Source organism: Halomonas shantousis (genome assembly GCF_054654615.1).
Window position 1 is genome coordinate 3823690 of record NZ_BAAIER010000002.1, and the last position, 16965, is coordinate 3840654.

The 16965-nt window shown below is 62.9% G+C and carries 17 protein-coding genes; 2 read left to right on the plus strand and 15 right to left on the minus strand.

Annotated elements, in window-relative coordinates:
• Positions 1-23: 23 nt before the first annotated feature.
• Positions 24-911, minus strand: coding sequence for an NAD-dependent protein deacetylase (locus ACYQ12_RS18090; RefSeq protein ID WP_459874354.1), 888 nt, complete (start codon positions 909-911; stop codon positions 24-26).
• Between the two features lie 215 nt (positions 912-1126).
• Here ACYQ12_RS18090 and ACYQ12_RS18095 point away from each other — a divergent pair, with 215 nt between their 5' ends.
• Positions 1127-2032, plus strand: coding sequence for a nuclease-related domain-containing protein (locus ACYQ12_RS18095; protein WP_459874355.1), 906 nt, complete (start codon positions 1127-1129; stop codon positions 2030-2032).
• A gap of 34 nt (positions 2033-2066) precedes the next feature.
• Here ACYQ12_RS18095 and ACYQ12_RS18100 read toward each other — a convergent pair whose 3' ends face one another.
• The 9 genes from ACYQ12_RS18100 to ACYQ12_RS18140 all read right to left on the minus strand — a co-directional run bounded on the left by ACYQ12_RS18100 (position 2067) and on the right by ACYQ12_RS18140 (position 9111).
• Complete coding sequence (locus tag ACYQ12_RS18100) at positions 2067-2579, minus strand: hypothetical protein (RefSeq protein ID WP_459874356.1); 513 nt, start codon at positions 2577-2579, stop codon at positions 2067-2069.
• Positions 2576-4207, minus strand: a complete 1632-nt coding sequence (locus ACYQ12_RS18105) for a sodium:solute symporter family protein (RefSeq protein WP_459874357.1) — start codon at positions 4205-4207, stop codon at positions 2576-2578. The genes ACYQ12_RS18100 and ACYQ12_RS18105 overlap by 4 nt, the downstream gene beginning before the upstream one ends.
• A 187-nt stretch (positions 4208-4394) precedes the next feature.
• Positions 4395-4724: a hypothetical protein gene (locus ACYQ12_RS18110; RefSeq protein WP_459874358.1), complete on the minus strand. Its 330-nt coding sequence runs from the start codon at positions 4722-4724 to the stop codon at positions 4395-4397.
• A 141-nt stretch (positions 4725-4865) separates the two neighbouring features.
• Positions 4866-6224 carry a DUF3618 domain-containing protein gene (locus tag ACYQ12_RS18115; protein ID WP_459874359.1) on the minus strand — a complete coding sequence of 453 codons (1359 nt, stop codon included), beginning with the start codon at positions 6222-6224 and terminating at the stop codon, positions 4866-4868.
• Entirely contained in the window at positions 6221-6652 is a 432-nt protein-coding gene (locus ACYQ12_RS18120; RefSeq protein WP_459874360.1) for a phage holin family protein, read from the minus strand. The genes ACYQ12_RS18115 and ACYQ12_RS18120 overlap by 4 nt, the downstream gene beginning before the upstream one ends.
• Before the next feature lie 127 nt (positions 6653-6779).
• The gene (locus ACYQ12_RS18125) at positions 6780-7292 is read right to left on the minus strand and encodes a hypothetical protein (RefSeq protein WP_459874361.1); all 513 of its coding nucleotides are present in this window, start codon (positions 7290-7292) and stop codon (positions 6780-6782) included.
• Positions 7293-7364: 72 nt separating this feature from the next.
• Positions 7365-7991 carry a DUF3618 domain-containing protein gene (locus ACYQ12_RS18130; RefSeq protein ID WP_459874362.1) on the minus strand — a complete coding sequence of 209 codons (627 nt, stop codon included), beginning with the start codon at positions 7989-7991 and terminating at the stop codon, positions 7365-7367.
• Positions 7988-8413: a phage holin family protein gene (locus tag ACYQ12_RS18135; RefSeq protein ID WP_459874363.1), complete on the minus strand. Its 426-nt coding sequence runs from the start codon at positions 8411-8413 to the stop codon at positions 7988-7990. The genes ACYQ12_RS18130 and ACYQ12_RS18135 overlap by 4 nt, the downstream gene beginning before the upstream one ends.
• A 125-nt stretch (positions 8414-8538) precedes the next feature.
• Positions 8539-9111 (minus strand): hypothetical protein, encoded by a 573-nt coding sequence (locus ACYQ12_RS18140; RefSeq protein ID WP_459874364.1) that lies wholly within the window; start codon positions 9109-9111, stop codon positions 8539-8541.
• A gap of 480 nt (positions 9112-9591) precedes the next feature.
• Between ACYQ12_RS18140 and ACYQ12_RS18145 the strand changes: the two genes are divergently transcribed.
• Complete coding sequence (locus ACYQ12_RS18145; RefSeq protein ID WP_459874365.1) at positions 9592-10401, plus strand: ATP-grasp domain-containing protein; 810 nt, start codon at positions 9592-9594, stop codon at positions 10399-10401.
• A gap of 19 nt (positions 10402-10420) precedes the next feature.
• Here ACYQ12_RS18145 and ACYQ12_RS18150 read toward each other — a convergent pair whose 3' ends face one another.
• The 5 genes from ACYQ12_RS18150 to glnA form a co-directional block, all read right to left on the minus strand.
• The gene (locus ACYQ12_RS18150) at positions 10421-11758 is read right to left on the minus strand and encodes a deoxyguanosinetriphosphate triphosphohydrolase (protein WP_459874366.1); all 1338 of its coding nucleotides are present in this window, start codon (positions 11756-11758) and stop codon (positions 10421-10423) included.
• 251 nt (positions 11759-12009) lie between these two features.
• On the minus strand, positions 12010-13422 hold the full coding sequence (glnG, locus tag ACYQ12_RS18155) for a nitrogen regulation protein NR(I) (RefSeq protein ID WP_459874367.1): 1413 nt from the start codon (positions 13420-13422) through the stop codon (positions 12010-12012).
• Positions 13423-13461: 39 nt separating this feature from the next.
• Positions 13462-14505, minus strand: coding sequence for a nitrogen regulation protein NR(II) (gene glnL / locus ACYQ12_RS18160; RefSeq protein WP_459874368.1), 1044 nt, complete (start codon positions 14503-14505; stop codon positions 13462-13464).
• A 124-nt stretch (positions 14506-14629) separates the two neighbouring features.
• On the minus strand, positions 14630-15277 hold the full coding sequence (locus tag ACYQ12_RS18165; protein ID WP_459874370.1) for a DUF4124 domain-containing protein: 648 nt from the start codon (positions 15275-15277) through the stop codon (positions 14630-14632).
• Positions 15278-15392: 115 nt separating this feature from the next.
• The gene (glnA, locus tag ACYQ12_RS18170) at positions 15393-16802 is read right to left on the minus strand and encodes a glutamate--ammonia ligase (RefSeq protein ID WP_459874371.1); all 1410 of its coding nucleotides are present in this window, start codon (positions 16800-16802) and stop codon (positions 15393-15395) included.
• Between the last annotated feature and the right edge of the window lie 163 nt (positions 16803-16965).

Here is a 16965-nt window from a genome sequence, read left to right on the forward strand (position 1 = left end):
GGGGAAACTTGAATCGTCTCGTCTCACCCGCGCCCGACAAGCGCCTGCAATGCCTCACCTATCGGCGCCTCGAGCTTGAGCGTATAGAGATCGTCGGCGCGCGTACGCCCGAGGTTGATGCAGGCAATCGGCTTGCCGGCTCGGGCAGCCTGGCGAACAAAGCGGAACCCCGAATAGACCATCAGCGACGACCCCGCCACCAGCACCGCATCGGCACGCTCAAGCGCCGCGAAGGCTGCCTCCACACGCATGCGGGGAACGCTGTCGCCGAAGAACACCACGTCCGGCTTGAGAATCCCCTCCCCGCAACGATGGCAACGCGGCAGGCGGAAGCGGGAAAAGTCGTAGCCCTCGAGATCGGCGTCGCCATCCGGCCCGACGCTGGCGGCAAGCCCCGTCCAGTCGGGGTTGGACTCGGTCAGTTCGGCATGTACCGCATGGCGCATGCGCATCGCGGCACATGTCATGCAGCGGACCATTTCGGCCCGGCCGTGCAGGTCAATGACACGCCGCGAGCCGGCGCGCTGATGCAGGCCATCGACATTCTGCGTGACCAGTTGCTCGACATGCCCCAGCGCCTCCAGGCGTGACAGGGCGAAGTGCGCCGCACCGGGATGAGCATCGGCCAGAGCACGAAATCCCACCAGACTGCGCGCCCAGTAGCGTTGGCGTGCCAGCCGGCTGGTCATGAACGTCTGATGCTGCACGGGCGGTGGACGCTTCCAGTCGCCGCACGCATCGCGATAGTCGGGGATACCGCAATCGGTGCTGACGCCGGCGCCGGTCAACACGAACAGGCGGGAGTGGCGAGCGAGGAAGGTCTGCAGGTCATGCTGCACATCGCTCTTTCGTGTGTCGGTCGTCGCCCCGGCAGATGGCAGGGTTGACGCCTCGTTCAGACATGATGCCATGGAAGCGGATCCGCTCATGTGAAGAATGTTCTCGCGCTGCGGCCGGCATCGCATACTGCGAACGGCGGTGCCGGCGTCTTGTTTCCTGGGCCCGCTTCGACCCTAGCCAGCACAAGAGGTTCGCGGGCGACGATACAAACCATTGGAACATGGTTCCTTCCCGGCTCCTTGGCTAGAATGGGCCTTTCCGCTCTGGCGAAGGCAAGGAACTTCCCATGGTCTGGCTGGAATATGTGCTGCCGTTGATCTTTCTGGCTCCCCTGGGCGCCATGGCGCTGGTAGTGATCGGACTGCGCAATCTTCAGGATAGCCACCTCAACTCGCCTTATGACGATCGCCCGCTGCGCGAGCCGGGACAGGGCCTGCGAGACCGGCTCGACCGGGCCTTTTCCAGCCTGTTTCTCAATGGTGCGCTGGGCCCGATCGTGACCCTGATGCCGCTGGTCTACGGCATGGGGCGCATGCTTTTCGCCAACCGGCACAGTTGGCTGGAGTGGGCGCTCTATGGCTTGCTGAGCACGCTACTCGCCATGACCTTCTGTTTCGTGCTGATTCGCAACGCTCAACACATTCGCCGCCTCAAGCTGGGTCTGGCATGCGATCTGGCGGTAGGTCAGGAGCTCGAGCGACTGATCCGCCCCGAGGCGCATCCCTTCTTCGTTTTCCACGACGTGCCCGCGGACAGCTATGCCATCGATCATGTGGTGGTCACCCCCCGCGGACTGTTCGTCATTCAGTCCCATGCCCGCTCCTTCCCCTACGATCCGTCCGGCACGGTACAGACCCGTGTCGTCGTGGAGAGCCAGCGTCTGCGCTTTCCGGGCTGGAGCGAGCGTGTGCCGCTGCGCAGGACCCGGCTTGCCGCGGCTTGGCTACGCCAGTGGCTGGCCCGGGAGTGCGGCATCGACGTTCCGGTACGTGGGGTGCTGGTGCTGCCGGGCTGGGAAATCGAAGTGGAAGCCGCGCCGGCCGATATTCTGGTGGTCGACGGCGTGGGCCTGGCCGACAGGCTCAATGCCCTCTCCCTGCGGCCTCTGGACGGTGACTGCCATCAGCGCGCGGTACGCGCACTGAGCGAGCGAGTCAGGCGCTTCGCCACACGGCCCACCGCGGCCAAATGAGTGAGCCGCGGTCCGTCAGCCCCTCCTCGAGGAATCAACCCGCCGGCGGCGCCAGTGCCGTCAGCCCTGCAAGCACCGCCGGTTTCAGCGCGGGAAGCGGCTCGCCCCCCACGCCACTGATCAGCAGTACCTGCATGCCGCTTCGACCGGGCCGGTAACCGATCCACACCGGCAGGCTGACAGGATGTGTCGCGGCACTTCGGTCAAGTTTCAGCGACCAGCGTCGCGGTAGCGTCAGGCGTTCCCACAGCCAGGCCCGCATCACCCATTCAGGCGACGGAGCCTCGGCCTCCGGAAGCGGCGTGACCGCCACCTGCCAGGCCGCGTCGTCGGGCAGCGCATGCGGCCACAGCAAAACCCTGTCGGCCGAATGACAAGCCAGCAGAAACGCGGGTGTCCGACCGCGGGGATCCCGCAGGGCAAAAGCCCATAGTGGCAAGGCGACGAGCTCCATGGAGCGCGCGCCCAGACGGGCCATGCGCCGCTTCGCCCGGTCCTGGTCGACCTTGAGCGGCAGACGACAGGACCTGGGGGTGATGTCGCTCATCCCAGCCGTGTCGTCCATTGCAGTGCACCCAGCGCCATCATCACGAGCACGAAATAGATCACCAACCCCACGCACCAGCGCCGGGTCCGGCGTGCCTCCCGAGTCACCGGCGCGGCGCGGTGGGCTCGCTCGGTCAGCACCGCCTCCATGTCGTCGGCCATGTCATACCACAGGATGCCCTTGAGCTTGTCGGGATGCGGCGAGGGTGCGCTCAGGCTGACGAGATAGCCCACCGCGCCGGAGACCGCCACCCCGATGACATTGTTATAGAGCCAGGAGATATCGGCGAAACGCGTCGTCGCCCAAACCGCCAGCATGCCGACCACCAGTCCGCTCAGCGCGCCGCGCGCGTTGGCTCGGCGTACCAGCAGGGCGAGCAGGAAGGTGCCCAGCAGCGCCCCGTTGAACCAGGAGCCGATGCGGTTGACCGCCTCGATGACCGGGCCGAGGTTGGCGGCGAAAAAGGCGAACAGCGTGGCGTAAACGCCCCAGAAGACCGTGGCGACCCGCGACACCTTGAGGTAGTGCGCATCGCTTGCCTCGTTGCGCACGTAGCGCGCATAGAAATCGCGCACCGTGACCGCCGACAGCGAGTTGAGCGCCGAGTCCAGGCTCGACATCGCTGCGGCGAAGACACCGGCGATCACCAGCCCTGACAGCCCTGCCGGAAAATGCTCGACCACGAAGCGCGGGAACAGCTCATTGAGATTGTCGGGCGTCGCCAGGTCATGCTGTTGATAGTAGGCACTCAACATCACGCCGATGAACAGGAACAGCAGCATCTGCGGGATCAACAGATAGCCGCCCAGCGTCAATGAGCGCTGGCCCTCGCCGATGGAGGGGCTGGTCAAGACGCGCTGGATCTGGCTCTGGTCGGTGCCGAAATACGCCACGTGCAGGAAGAACCCGCCAATCAATCCGGCCCAGACGCTGTAGGTCACTGCGGGCGAAAGGGAGAAATCCAGCGAGCCCAGCATGTCGTTGGCGGTGCCGTGAGTGATGATGTCACTCCAGCCGCCGTCGAGATTGGCGACTATGATGCCCATGCTGACCAGCGCGCCCATCCACAACACGCCCATCTGGATCACGTCGGTCCAGATCACCGCACGGATACCGCCAAGCACGGTATAGCTGACGGCAATCACCGCCATGAGGATGATGGTGAGGTTCTCGTTCCAGCCGGTGACCACGGAGAGCACCAGCGCGGGCGCATAAAGCACCACACCGGTCGCCAGGCCCCGGGCGATCAAAAACAGAAGCGCGCTCAGGGTGCGTGTCGCGGGGCCGAATCGTCTCTCGAGCAACTCGTAGATGCTATAGATGCCGGCCCGATGAAAGACGGGCACGATCACCAGGATCAGGAAGGCCATGGCCAGCGGGACGTTGAGGAACATGATCAGCCGCTCGAGGCCGCCCTCGTAGCCCCACCCGGGCGCCCCGATGAAGGTGATGGCACTGGCCTGCGTCGCCATTACCGAGAGCCCGATGGCCCACGCCGGCACGCTGCGCCCGCCGAGGAAGTAGTCCTGAGTGCTGTGCTGCCCACGCCCGAAACCGGCACCAATGGCAGCGATCAGCAGAACATAGCCCACCATGACCACCGTATCCAGTAAGGTAAAGCTGCTCACGCCCGCCCTCCATCCATGAATGCTGATGCAATTGTCAGATTAGCAGGCTCTCCTCAGACGGCCTCCGATCCGCCCGGTTTCGCGCGGGCGGGCCGTTGGACGAAGAAAAAGCCAGCGAAATCATCCGCTGGCTCCGGGGGCGTCACGCTCTCGATCCAATGTGATCCATCACCGCTGTCTCTCGTTCTCAGCCATTATGACGCGGTGTGTTTTCGTCGCGTGCGGCCTTGTTGATCTCGTCTTTCTGCAGCGACTCGTCGCGGGTCTTCTTGCCCGGCACGGGCGCCTTGTCCAGCGATGTATTGTGTCCGGGCTCTGTCGTGTCGTGCTTCTGATTGTCGACGTTCTCATCGGGGCGATACACGTCGTTGCGATCGTCCGCCGTCCTCTCCGGCGCATCATCCGGCTGGTCCTTCTTCATGACCTGCTCGGCTTTCTCGCGCGCGTTGGTGTCGGCCGCCCTCTCGCTCTCGCCGGTCTGGCTTGTCGTCTTGCCTCGCTTATCGTCGATTCCCATTGTCTCGTCCTCCGTGTCGATGGAAGCTGCCTCCGCCCTGACGGCCCCGTGCATCTCACCCGTTGATGGCTGATACCTTCCCACCCTCGGACTCGAGCCGAAGCCGCCAGGCCTGTCCCTGAGACTACAAGAGCCTGTTATCTAGGCATCCCGTTCCTTCGTCTGGCTCTCTGACGAGCTGTCCGTGTCGGAGTTCTGCTTGGCCTGGTCCGCCTTGGCACGTACGTTGTCAACCTGGTGCTGTCCGGCATCGGCGGCCTTTTCCATCGCCTCGACACGGGCTTTCTCGACCTGTTGATGTCCGACTTCGCTGGCCTTGCTCATCGCCTGGTCACGCTTGGCTCCCATGGTGCGGTTCTCTGCCCGGGTGGAAGGCAGCATGCCGCCCAGAGCGGCGCCCAAGGCGATACCCAGTGCGCCGACAACCAGAGGATGTTCCTGCACGAAGTTGGCGATCTGCCCCTGGGCGCCTTGAGTGCGTTGAGACATGTTGTTCATGGAAAAACGACCTCCCTGTTGGTGTTGCTTACGCTGCTGTTTACGCTGCTTGCGCTCCTTGAGCGCTTCCTGACGCTGGTGCGCCCTGTCGCGCATGTCACCCGCCATTCCCTGGGCCTGACCGCGTATGCCCCGCAGCTTCTCGCTCCACTTGCCTGTCGCGGCACCCAGTCGATCCTTCGCGCCGCCCATGCGTCCCCGACCACGGTGGTTATCGTGATCGGTGTAGCCCGGACGAGCCCCCCCAAGATCCGACGCCGGCAGGTTGGACTCGGCCGTCAGCGGCCGCGCTCCACCGTGCGTGGAAGCCCCCGTCGTGGGCCGTGCGGCAGTGGCAGCCCCCGTTCCGGGGCTGCGGGACTCGGCGTTTGCCGTGCCGCGAGTTCCCAGATGCGTCGCGATCCCCGGATAGTCCCGCTCCTGCGGGAGAGCGTGACTGCGCGCATGCGTTGCTGTCCCGGCAGAGACATCAATGCCGGGGCCAGCGCGGGCATCCGCCTCGTTGCTCGCACGGACGTAGTCGTTGGTACCGGGATGCGTCACGGTGCTGCGATGGTCGGCCACGCCGGAGCGGGTCGCGCCAGGATAGCGGGCCGTATCGGAAGAGCCGGTGACATCGGGATAATTGGCCACGCTGGTTTCTGGCGGCATTCCGCTGCGGCTCGACGAGGTGGTATGCCTGGACACCGACAGGTCGTGTGACGAACCGTCATCGGAGGAACCGGAGCGGCGTTTCGATGAACTGGCCACCATCAGCCACCCGACGCCCACGCCCAGCATCAGCGAGGGCACCGGATGCTGCCTGACCGTGCGCCCCAGATTGGAGAAGAACTCGCTCGCCCCGCCATGGCTGACATAGCCATAGGCGTCATGCATTAGCGCCTGGGGATCGACCCGCTGCTCCAGGTCGGATAACGTCTCGTCCAGATGCGAACGCGTCTGCTCGATATCCGATTCGATCTCATCGGGACTGCGATTGTCACGGGTATCGTGCTTACTCATTTCATCTGCTCCTTGGTCTCTTTGCCGTGTTTCTCGACCACACTCTCGTCGCGCCTGACGCTGTTCATCGTTCGGCTCGGCATCAGGCTCTGAGCTTCGAGCTTCTTGCGACCGCTCTGCAGCATGACAAAGCCGATCACCATCACGATGACGGCAACGATCAGTGCGGAGAGCCAGGGAGCCAGTACGTTGCTCAGGGCATATACCGCAGCGAACAGCAGCACCAGGAAGCCGTTCATCAGCACTGCCCCGGCCACGGCAATAGCGGCGATGCCGCCCATCGCCTGCTTCATGTTCTGCGACATCTCGGCCTTGGCCAGATCGATTTCCTGGCGGACCAGCGTCGTCATGTCATTCGTCAGATTGGAAATGAGCGAGCCAATGGATGATGACTCGGTGTTCTTGCCGTTGGGGTTATCCGATTCCATGATGTCTGTCTCCCTGTCTATCGCCAAACGAATCAGAAGGCTGCGCAGGCGATTTGACTACGTCAGCCGGCTTGCATGTGACGGGCCGCTAAACGAAAGCGTTTGACGGCCCGCGTTGATCTGTCGACTAGCCGGACGTTCTAGAACTTTTCACGAAGCGGGACAGCAATATGCCCGCCATGACCGCTCCTCCGACGAAAAGAGCCGGCCGGCGGCGTCCCAGCGCTTTGGTCTGGGAGATGAGCGTCGCAGCATCCCGTTCACGCAGTGTCCCCGAAAACTCATCGACATTGCCGGCCAGATCATGGGCATAGCGTGCCCATGACGCCTGGCCCTGTTCATCGAATTGATCGGCCATGCTATGCACGGCTTTGGCGACGCCACCGACCTGATCCGCGGCCATCTCCTTCTGCCGTTCGACCTGCTGTTCGACGATGCCTGTCGCCTGACGTCGCGCCTCGTGACTCTGATGGTGCGCATACGCCTTGGCACGCTCCTTCACTTGGCCGGCCTGTTGCTTGGCCTGGGCACTCGCCTCGACGGTCCTGGCGCTTTTCTCGACACGCTCATCCGATGAGCGTTTCGGTTCGCCCGTGTAGGAGGGCGTCCCAGGTGTCACACGGTTTTCCGGGTCAGCCATCGAAACCTCCCTTCTTCAATAGCGCATCAATGGATCGCGGATCATTCGCAGGACTGCGCGTGCAGCCCAACGTCACCGCTTGTCACGTTTACCGTCGCGTACACTGGAGGGCTCGAGGAAGTCATCCTTGAGTTCCCTGTTGCTGCTGTTTCCGGCACCGGTCCTGCCGTCATCGCGGCTACCGGCAGCATCAGTCCTGACATGCTCGTTAGTACCGGGCGACGCCACAATGCTGGGATCGGCAACGCTGTTGCCGGCCGGATCCGCCACGCTCGGCCCGTGCGATGCCGCAGTCGTAGACGCCGCCGTTGTCGCCGTTGTGGGCGTAGACGCCGTCTTTGGTGTAGACGTCGTTGGCGTCGTGCTCGAGGTCTGATCCAGGGGAACGGGAAGATTGCGCGAGGAGTCACGTGTGGCGGTGGAACTCCGGTTGGAGGCGAACATCAGCCAGCCCACACCGATGCCGATCAGTAGCGCGGGAACCGGATTCTGCTTGATGGTGCGCCCCAGATTGGAGGCAAACTCGTTGGCGCCGCCACGGCGGACGTAATCATAGGCACTGTTCACCACCGTCTGCGGATCGAACATCTGCTGCAAGTCGCTGAGCGTCTCGTCCAGATGCGAGCGTGTCTGGCGGATATCCGACTCGATCTCGTCCGGATTGCGGTTGTCACGGGTATCGTTGTCGTTGTGGCTCATTTCATTTGCTCCCTGGTGCCCTTTCCATGTTGCTCAACCACTTTCTCGTCACGCCGTACGCTACTGAGCGTCCGGCTCGGCATCAGGCTTTGGGCCTGGAGCTTCTTGCGACCGCTCTGCAGCATGATGAAGCCGATCACCATCACCACGATGGCGACGATCAGCGCGGAGAGCCAGGGAGCCAGTACGTTGCTCAAGGCATATACCGCCGCGAACAGCAATACGAGAAAGCCGCCCATGAGCACCACACCCGCCGCGGCAATGGCCCCAATGGCCGCCACCGCCTTCTTCATGTTCTGCGACATTTCGGCCCGTGCCAGATCGATCTCCTGGCGGACCAAGGTCGTCATGTCATGTGTAAGACTGGAAATCAGCGAGCCAAACGATGACTCGGTTTTAGTGTTTCGGTTATCCGGCTCCATCCCGTTCTGCCTCCTTGCCTATCGTCGTAGCCAACAGCACCAAACGCATACGCGACGTCCAGTGAACCCCGAGGGACACTCAGACGCCTCGCGCCCGAGACCTGTCCCGAGTCGGTGAAGCGGTCTTACATTCCGCCCCGACCGCCGCCTGTCTCTCCATCGCGTTCACCGGAACTCTTCAGGAAGCGGGAAAGCAGCACCCCGGCGGCAACGGCACCCCCCAGAAAGAGTGCAGGCCGACGACGCCCGAAATCCTTGGCCTGGGTCATCAGCGTATTGACGTCCTGCTCACGCAGGGTGCCGGACAGATTGTCGATATTCCCCGCCAGGGTATTGACGTAGCGCGCGCAGGAAGCCTGTCCCTGCTCATCGAACTGATCGGCCATGCTGCGAAAGGCGGTGGCAAAGTTACCCACCTGATCGGCGGCCATGTCCTTCTGACGATCGAAGAGCCCTGTCGCCTGGTGACGCGCCTCATCCGCCTGATGGCGAACATATTCTCTTGCCTGCTCCTTCGCCCCGCTCGCTTTCTGCTTGGCCTGTTCCTTGGCTTGTGCCGTCTGTTCCCTGGCCTGGTCCTTGGTATTGTCCTTGGCGGAACCGCCGCGGGATGCAGTCCCGTTGGTCGGTGCGCTTTCGCCCGAGGGCTGGGCAGAAGAGGGAGTACCGGGAGTTACACGGTTTTCTGAATCAGCCATTTCGACAACCTCCATGTAGCAAAATGTTATATCGGGTTTACTGTTAAAACCTTTATTGCTTCCTTTTTACATCTACCTAAATACGGTTTTCTAGAAGAAAAAATAGTTGCTTTAAGCAGAACGTCAACTTCGCTCAAGAGCGTTTGCTCTCCTTGCCGGCCGCTTGTCCCGCGCCCCAGGCAGGCCTGCGAGCTCATCTCTTTCACCAGCCTAGTTCATTTCATGATAGTGCCTATCGAGCATAGCCCCATGCCCTGCGTCGCGGTGATAACACCGGTTTATAAACCATGAATCGGGATGGAAAATAAATAAATCAAATAGATCATTCATTAGCCGAGCCAAACAATAAAACGCTCTTGCTGATATTCTTTAATTCTGCGCTTCATGACCCGACGGCGGGGAGGGAGAAAACCCTTGCAGGCGACTTGGCAGCCGATATAATCCGCGCGGTTTATCACTGCGAGGCGGTGCAATGTCGCCATGAATCTGATCAGTTTCGACGCCTTTCGTACCCTCGGGCTGCCCGGGGTCCGCTACATCAAACCCGAACGCATGTACGAGCATCTCGACGAGATCGCCCGTGCCGACTGGCTCCTGTTTCCCGAGTATTGGCAGATCAATACGCTGGTCTACGGCCTGAAGAAGCGCATCTTTCCCAGTCTCGCCAGTTACCACCTGGGACACGACAAGGTGGAGCAGACCCGCGCGTTTCTGGCCGTGTGTCCGGCGCACGTGCCACCGACGCAGATCCTCGGCACCTCGTCGGCCAGCCTGGACAGGGTGGAGCAGCATTTCGGCTATCCCATGATCGTCAAGCGTATCAAGAGCTCGATGGGCGAAGGCGTGATTCGGGTCGAGAATCGCGAACAGTTGCAAGCGCACGCGCGCCAGGAAAGCGTGCTGTACGCGCAGGAGCCGCTGCCCATCGATCGGGATCTACGCATCGTGATGGTGGGGGGCGAGATTCTGGCCGCCTACTGGCGCCTCACGCCGCCGGGCGGCTACCGTTCCAACGTCAGCCAAGGCGGTACCGTCAGCCATGACAATATTCCCGAAGCGGCGCTGGCCCTGGTCAGACGCGTGGCGCGTGATCTGGATATCAATCACGCCGGCTTTGACGTCGCCATGGCCTGGGATCACCCGTTTCTCTTCGAATTCAATCGGCTGTTCGGCAATCAGGGCATTCCCGACAGCGCCCGGCGCATCGGACAGGCCATTCTCCGCAGCCTGAACGAGGATGACGATGACATGGACCCCACCGGTCAGCCGCCCTTCGGCCTGACCGGCTGAGGCCGCCCCGCGAGCTTGGTCAATCGCCCTTGAGACGTCCGCCCATTTCCTGGGCCAGATCGACGGCATAGTGATCGGTCATGCCACCGATGAAGTCGAGCATGCGCCGGTAGCTGGCGTAGAGATCCCAGGAGGCGCGCGGCGTGTTCTCTCCGATCAGCGCCAGCACCCGCTGATGCTTGAAGGTGGAGTGGCCGGTGTGATGTAGCTCGTGTGCCGCGCCGATGAAGGCTTCGAGCAGGATCCCCAGCGTGGTGTAGGCCCCGATTTCGAGCTTGGCCTTGCGCTCGTTCTGGAAGATGCGCTCACGGGCCAGTTGCTTGGCCGCCTTCACTCCCCAGCCAAGATCCGGGTGGCAGAGTTCCAGCAGATCCTCCTGCAGCGTACCCTGCAGGAGGATCTGCTCATGTTGCACGAATACCTCGGCAACCTCCGCGACCGCCCGCTCCATGGCAGCACCGCGCAGTGCGGCGATGCGTCGACGCTGGGATACGCCGTCACGCTGCATGCCGGCGTAGTCCGCCGGAACGCCGCCGGCGATCTGGGTCAGCACCTCGGCGACTTCATCGAAGCGCAGGATACCCATCTCCAGGCCATCCTCGAGATCCAGCAGGGCATAGCAGATATCGTCGGCCGCCTCGACCAGATAGGCCAGCGGGTGTCGGCACCAGGAGAATTCGCCGGTCGGCCGCAGACCCAGGCGTTCGGCGACTTCGGCGAGCAGATGCCGCTCGGTCTGATAACAACCGAATTTGCCGGCCGGCGTCGCCCGCTCCACCGTCCATGGGTACTTGAGCATCGTGCCCAGCGTGGCGCCGGTCAGGCGCATGCCGCCCTTGAACTGGTTGTATTCGATCTGGGTGACGATACGAAAGCCCTGCGCGTTGCCTTCGTAGGTCAGCAGATCCTGGCGCTGAGACGCCGCCAGGCCGTCGAGAAAGCCGCTACCGTTGCTCTCGGCGCGCTTGAACCAGTCGCGGATGGCATATTCGCCGGCATGGCCGAAGGGAGGATTACCGATATCGTGCCCCAGGCAAGCCGCCTGCACGATCACCCCGAGGTCCGCCGGGGTGATCCAGGCCGGCAGGCTGTCGCGCAGTTTCTCGCCGACGATCATGCCCAGGCTACGGCCCACGCAGCCCACTTCCAGCGAGTGGGTCAACCGGGTATGAATATGATCGTTGTCGGTCAGCGGATGCACCTGGGTCTTGCGACCCAGGCGGCGGAACGAACCGGCAAAGACGATACGGTCGTGGTCCTTGTGAAAAGGACTACGTCCGATTTCACCGCGCGAGCCACTCGGCTTGTCATGAAGCCGAGTGGGATCGAGCAGGCGGTCCCAGGTCAGCGTGGCCATCGGCACCTCCTTGAATTTGGCCACATCCTACCATCTCGCCCGCCGTGAGACGCCCTGTCGCGTTGTCGAACGGCAGAGCATAAGCAACAGGAAGGGTTCCCCGTCTCGCGCGCTAGCGCCAGGCCGGACAAGTCCGGGCGAGGAGACGCCGTCGAGACCGGATTCAACGTCGCATGGCCGACGCGCGGCAGACCGTGTCGGCTTTATGCCCTATCGGCCCTGCTTCATGCCGCCCCTGCTTCGTATCGGCCCTACTCCATATCGGCCAAGGCCGGCAGCAGCACCTTCAATTTGCGGGTCAGGGTATTGCGCCCCCAGCCGAGCAGCTCGGCGGCTTCCCCCTTGCGTCCACCGGTGTGCTTGAGCGCCGTCTCGATGAGGATGCGCTCGAAGTCGGGCACCGCCTCCTCCAGCAGATGCGTGTGCCCCGAGGCCAGCGCCCGATCCGCCCACTCGCGAAACGCCGCCCGCCAGTCGCCACCGGCGGCCTCGGTGCCTTCGACGTCGCGCAGCTCGGGAGGCAGATCGTCGACCAGCACCTCGCGGCCGGATGCCATCACCGTCAGCCAGCGGCAGGTATTCTCCAGCTGTCGCACGTTGCCCGGCCAGGGCAGCCGTGTCAGGTGCGTCTCGGCATCCTTGGTCAGCACCTTGGTCTCGACCGAAAGCTCCTTGGCAGCCTCGGCCAGGAAGTGCTGGGCAAGGCGCGGAATGTCCTCGCGACGCTCGGCCAGCTTAGGCAGATGCACGCGGATGACGTTGAGGCGATGGAAAAGGTCCTCGCGAAAACGCCCCTCTTCCACCAGCCGCTCGAGATTCTGGTGCGTGGCGGCGATGATGCGCACGTCGGCTCTCACCGAGACGTGGCCACCGACCCGGTAGAATTCGCCATCTGCCAGCACGCGCAGCAGACGGGTCTGAGTATCGGGCGGCATGTCGCCGATCTCGTCGAGAAACAGGGTGCCCCCATCGGCCTGCTCGAAACGTCCACGCCGCTGGGCCGTAGCCCCGGTGAAGGCGCCCTTCTCGTGACCGAACAGCTCGGATTCCATGAGGTCCTTGGGAATCGCCGCCATGTTGAGGGCGATGAACGGGTGCGCCCGGCGCGGACTATGCTGGTGCAACGCCTGGGCCACACGCTCCTTGCCGGTTCCCGACTCGCCGTTGATCAGCACGGTGATGTGGGACTGGGACAGCCGCCCGATGGCGCGGAACACCTCCTGCATGGCCGGGGCTTCGCCGATGATCTCCGCCGACAGGCCCTCCGGCACCTCGGCCGGTGCCCGGCGCTCACGAGCATGCGCCACGGCGCGACGCACCAGGGCCAAGGCGTCGTCGACGTCGAAGGGCTTGGGCAGATATTCGAAGGCACCGCCCTGATAGGACGCCACCGCGCTGTCGAGATCGGAGTGTGCGGTCATCACGATCACCGGCAGATCGGGATGCGTCTCGCGCACCCGGGCCATGAGATCGAGTCCGTCGAGGCCGGGCATGCGGATATCGGTAACCAGCACGTCGGGGGGCTGGCGCAGGATCTCCTCGAGCGCCGTATCGGCACGCTCGTAGCTTTTCACCTCGATATCGGGCTGGGCCAGGGCACGCTCCAGTACCCAGCGAATCGCACGGTCGTCATCGACGATTACGATACGAGCAACTTCAGACATGAGGCCTCCGGCGGATAGTTATCCAGGCTGCAGCGGGAATCATGGTTGGCCCTCCAGCGGTATCAGCAAGCGAAATTCGGTGCATCCGGGCTGCGAGTCGCATTCGATCAGCCCCTGATGCTGATGCAGGATCGACTGGGCGATGGACAGCCCCAGACCGCTACCTTCGGCACGTCCGGACACCATGGGATAGAACAGGGTTTCACGCAGCGCGGCGGGGATCCCCGGCCCGTTGTCGACGATCGCCACCTCGCAGACCAGCCGATGACGCTCGGCCCCCAGGGTGAACTGCCGCCGCGCCCGGGTACGCAGGATCAGCTGCGGCGCTGCCGTGGCATTCTCCTCCATGGCCTGGACCGCATTGCGGGCGACGTTCAACACCGCCTGGATCAGTTGGGCCTCGTCACCCACGAGATCCGGCAGGCTGGGGTCATAGTCGCGAACGTAGGTGACCTGGTGATGCTCGGCTTCCAGCAGCGCCCGGACACGCTCCAGCACCCGGTGGATATTGAGCGATTCGTGGCGCACCAGGGCGTTGGGGCCCAGCATGCGATCGACCAGATCCCGCAGTCGATCGACCTCCTCGATGATGATGCGGGTGAACTCGGCCAGTTGCGGGTCAGGCAGGTCGCGCTCGAGCAACTGGGCCGCACCGCGAATACCGCCCAACGGATTCTTCACTTCGTGGGCCAGCCCCCGCGACAGCACCTTGATGGTTTCCTGACGGGCGATCAGCGCTTCCTCGCGGGAAATGCGCAGCAGTCGATCGCGCGGCTCGATCTCGAGCAGCAATTCATCCTCGGAAAGCGGCGTGGCATTGAAGTCGACCGTGATCATCTCCCCGGGCGGCACGATTAGCGAAGCCTCACGCTGAGTGAAGGGGTGAAACTCCTTGAGTGCCTTGGCCAGTACCTCGGCCACGGTGCCATCGACCCCCTCGAGACACTCCAGCTGCTGGCCGGCGACACGTGCGCAGCTGGCCGATAGCAGCGCCTCGGCCGCCGGATTCAGCCAGCGCACCCGCAGCGCACCGTCCAGCAACACCACGGCGGTAGTGAGATGTTCCAGCAAGCGTTGATACATGACCCGTTCCGACATGGTGCTCCCCCCTCGTACACTTGCACTGCAAGAAGCGCGCCAGCCTCTATCGCCTGCGTTACCGCGAAGAAAAGGACCCGACCCGGCCACTCATGCACCATAATGGTGCTCAAGGGCTATTCCTTGAAGGCTTTCGGTGCTTTTTCCAGCGCTGGCCGGCGTCACTGTCGATGAGATCCGGTGCAGCACCGGCGCCATGCTTAACGTGAAAAACGATGGCCGCACTGGTCTGACGCACCGTGCCACCGGCATCGACCAACTCCGCCTGCAGGACATGCGCCCCCTCGGCCAGATGACTGAGCATGAACACCTGGGCATGCATCGCCGACTGGCTGAGCGTGCCATCGAGGCGCAGTTGAACCCGATCCGCCGGTTTCAGCGCGGGTGCAGTGGCAAGCGCGACCTGAACGTTGCCGCTTCGCCCGGTAGACAGCGTGGCGCCGTTCTCAGGCGAGACGACCCGGAAACGACTGTAGTACCCAGCGCCCGCCGGCCCCGGGCGCAGTCGCGGGTCGCTCGCAGGCAGCACGGTAATCGGCTCGAGCTGAACCGCACCTCCCGGGCTCGGGCGGTCACTGAACGAGACGCTGCCATTCTCGTCGACGCTGCGATAGATCGGGGCCGCCATACTTGCGGTACTCAACGCCACGCCACTCGGCAGCACGACGCCCCATAGCCCGATCATGGCGGCCGATCGCCACCAGCGTCGCTGCCGCGTGGGCCACTCTTGCCACGCTGCACCATTGTCATGCGGCATTGACGCTTTCAAAAGAACCAGCACTCCCAAACGAAACAGCACTTCCAAACGAAACAGGCCCCGCCAATGGCGGGGCCTGTCGCTTCGCGAGCATAGGCTCACTCACGCGTGTCGATCAGCAGCTATAGTACAGATCGAACTCGATCGGGTGCGTGGTCATGCGCAGACGCTCGACATCTTCACCCTTGAGTTCGATGTAGGCATCGATCATGTCGTCGGTGAACACGCCACCTTCGGTCAGGAAGGCGCGATCCTTGTCCAACGCTTCCAGCGCCTGATCCAGGCTGTTGGCGACGGTAGGCACGGACTTGCCTTCTTCCGGCGGCAGATCATAGAGGTTCTTGTCCATCGCATCGCCGGGGTGAATCTTGTTCTTGATGCCATCGATGCCGGCCATCAGCAACGCCGCGAATGCCAGGTACGGGTTGGCGGCCGGATCCGGGAAGCGTGTCTCGACGCGCTTGCCCTTCGGGCTGGCCGTGTACGGAATGCGGATGGAGGCGGAACGGTTACGCGCACTGTAGGCGAGCATGACCGGCGCTTCGAAGCCCGGTACCAGACGCTTGTAGGAGTTGGTCGCCGGGTTGGTGAAAGCGTTCAGGGCACGCGCGTGCTTGATGATGCCGCCGATGTAGTACAGCGCCATTTCCGACAGGCCTGCGTACTCGTCACCCGCGAACTGGTTCGTGCCATCCTTCCAGAAGGACTGGTGAACGTGCATGCCGGAACCGTTGTCGCCCACCAGCGGCTTGGGCATGAAAGTCGCCGTCTTGCCGTAGGCGTGCGCCACGTTGTGGATGACGTACTTCATTTCCTGAACTTCGTCGGCCTTCTTGACCAGTGTGTTGAACTTCACACCAATCTCGTTCTGGCCGGCGTTGGCGACTTCGTGGTGATGCACTTCCACGGACTGGCCGATCGCTTCCAGGGTGTTACACATCGCGCTGCGGATGTCGTGGAAGGAATCCACCGGCGGTACCGGGAAGTAGCCGCCCTTGACGCGCGGACGGTGGCCCAGGTTGCCACCCTCGAGACGCGTCGCGTCGGTGGACCAGGCACCTTCTTCGGAGGTGATCTTGTACATCGCGCCCTGGATGTCGGCTTTCCAGTGCACTTCGTCGAAGATGAAGAATTCGGGTTCCGGACCGAAGAATGCGGTATCGCCCAATCCGGTGGAGTTCAGATAGGCTTCGGCGCGCTTGGCGATGGAGCGCGGGTCGCGCTCGTAGCCCTGCATGGTTGCCGGCTCGATGATGTCGCAGCGCAGCACCAGGGTGGAATCTTCGGTGAACGGGTCGAGGAAGCCGGTGCCGTCTTCCGGCATCAGGATCATGTCGGACTCGTTGATGCCCTTCCAACCTTCAATGGAGGAGCCATCGAACATCTGACCGTTTTCGAAAAACTCTTCGTCCACGGCATGTGCCGGAATCGTGACGTGCTGCTCCTTGCCCTTGGTATCGGTAAAGCGCAGGTCCACCCACTTGACGTCGTGTTCTTCGATAAGGGCGAGGGTCTTCTCAGCCATTGTGTCCTCCACTATGAGCCGCGGCTCGATGTTGTCTAGCTTATCCAACGTCGTTTGTAGCATGCCCCAGGCCGTCTGCCCATGGGGGATGAAATTGTCTATTTTAAAGCATGAGCTATGCCAGCCTAATGCAACACCGCCTACAATCAATGTTAATTCATTG

Excerpts from the sequence above, each read along its gene's own strand:
- glnA (WP_459874371.1), bottom strand. The coding sequence starts at position 16,802 with ATGGCTGAGAAGACCCTCGCCCTTATCGAAGAACACGACGTCAAGTGG.
- ACYQ12_RS18120 (WP_459874360.1), bottom strand. The coding sequence starts at position 6,652 with ATGGAATCGGATAACCCCAACGGCAAGAACACCGAGTCATCATCCATT.
- ACYQ12_RS18100 (WP_459874356.1), bottom strand. The coding sequence starts at position 2,579 with ATGAGCGACATCACCCCCAGGTCCTGTCGTCTGCCGCTCAAGGTCGAC.
- ACYQ12_RS18125 (WP_459874361.1), bottom strand. The coding sequence starts at position 7,292 with ATGGCTGACCCGGAAAACCGTGTGACACCTGGGACGCCCTCCTACACG.
- ACYQ12_RS18165 (WP_459874370.1), bottom strand. The coding sequence starts at position 15,277 with ATGCCGCATGACAATGGTGCAGCGTGGCAAGAGTGGCCCACGCGGCAG.
- ACYQ12_RS18150 (WP_459874366.1), bottom strand. The coding sequence starts at position 11,758 with ATGGCCACGCTGACCTGGGACCGCCTGCTCGATCCCACTCGGCTTCAT.
- glnL (WP_459874368.1), bottom strand. The coding sequence starts at position 14,505 with ATGTATCAACGCTTGCTGGAACATCTCACTACCGCCGTGGTGTTGCTG.
- ACYQ12_RS18140 (WP_459874364.1), bottom strand. The coding sequence starts at position 9,111 with ATGGCTGATTCAGAAAACCGTGTAACTCCCGGTACTCCCTCTTCTGCC.
- ACYQ12_RS18090 (WP_459874354.1), bottom strand. The coding sequence starts at position 911 with ATGGCATCATGTCTGAACGAGGCGTCAACCCTGCCATCTGCCGGGGCG.
- ACYQ12_RS18095 (WP_459874355.1), top strand. The coding sequence starts at position 1,127 with ATGGTCTGGCTGGAATATGTGCTGCCGTTGATCTTTCTGGCTCCCCTG.
- ACYQ12_RS18135 (WP_459874363.1), bottom strand. The coding sequence starts at position 8,413 with ATGGAGCCGGATAACCGAAACACTAAAACCGAGTCATCGTTTGGCTCG.
- ACYQ12_RS18145 (WP_459874365.1), top strand. The coding sequence starts at position 9,592 with ATGAATCTGATCAGTTTCGACGCCTTTCGTACCCTCGGGCTGCCCGGG.
- glnG (WP_459874367.1), bottom strand. The coding sequence starts at position 13,422 with ATGTCTGAAGTTGCTCGTATCGTAATCGTCGATGACGACCGTGCGATT.
- ACYQ12_RS18115 (WP_459874359.1), bottom strand. The coding sequence starts at position 6,224 with ATGAGTAAGCACGATACCCGTGACAATCGCAGTCCCGATGAGATCGAA.
- ACYQ12_RS18110 (WP_459874358.1), bottom strand. The coding sequence starts at position 4,724 with ATGGGAATCGACGATAAGCGAGGCAAGACGACAAGCCAGACCGGCGAG.
- ACYQ12_RS18130 (WP_459874362.1), bottom strand. The coding sequence starts at position 7,991 with ATGAGCCACAACGACAACGATACCCGTGACAACCGCAATCCGGACGAG.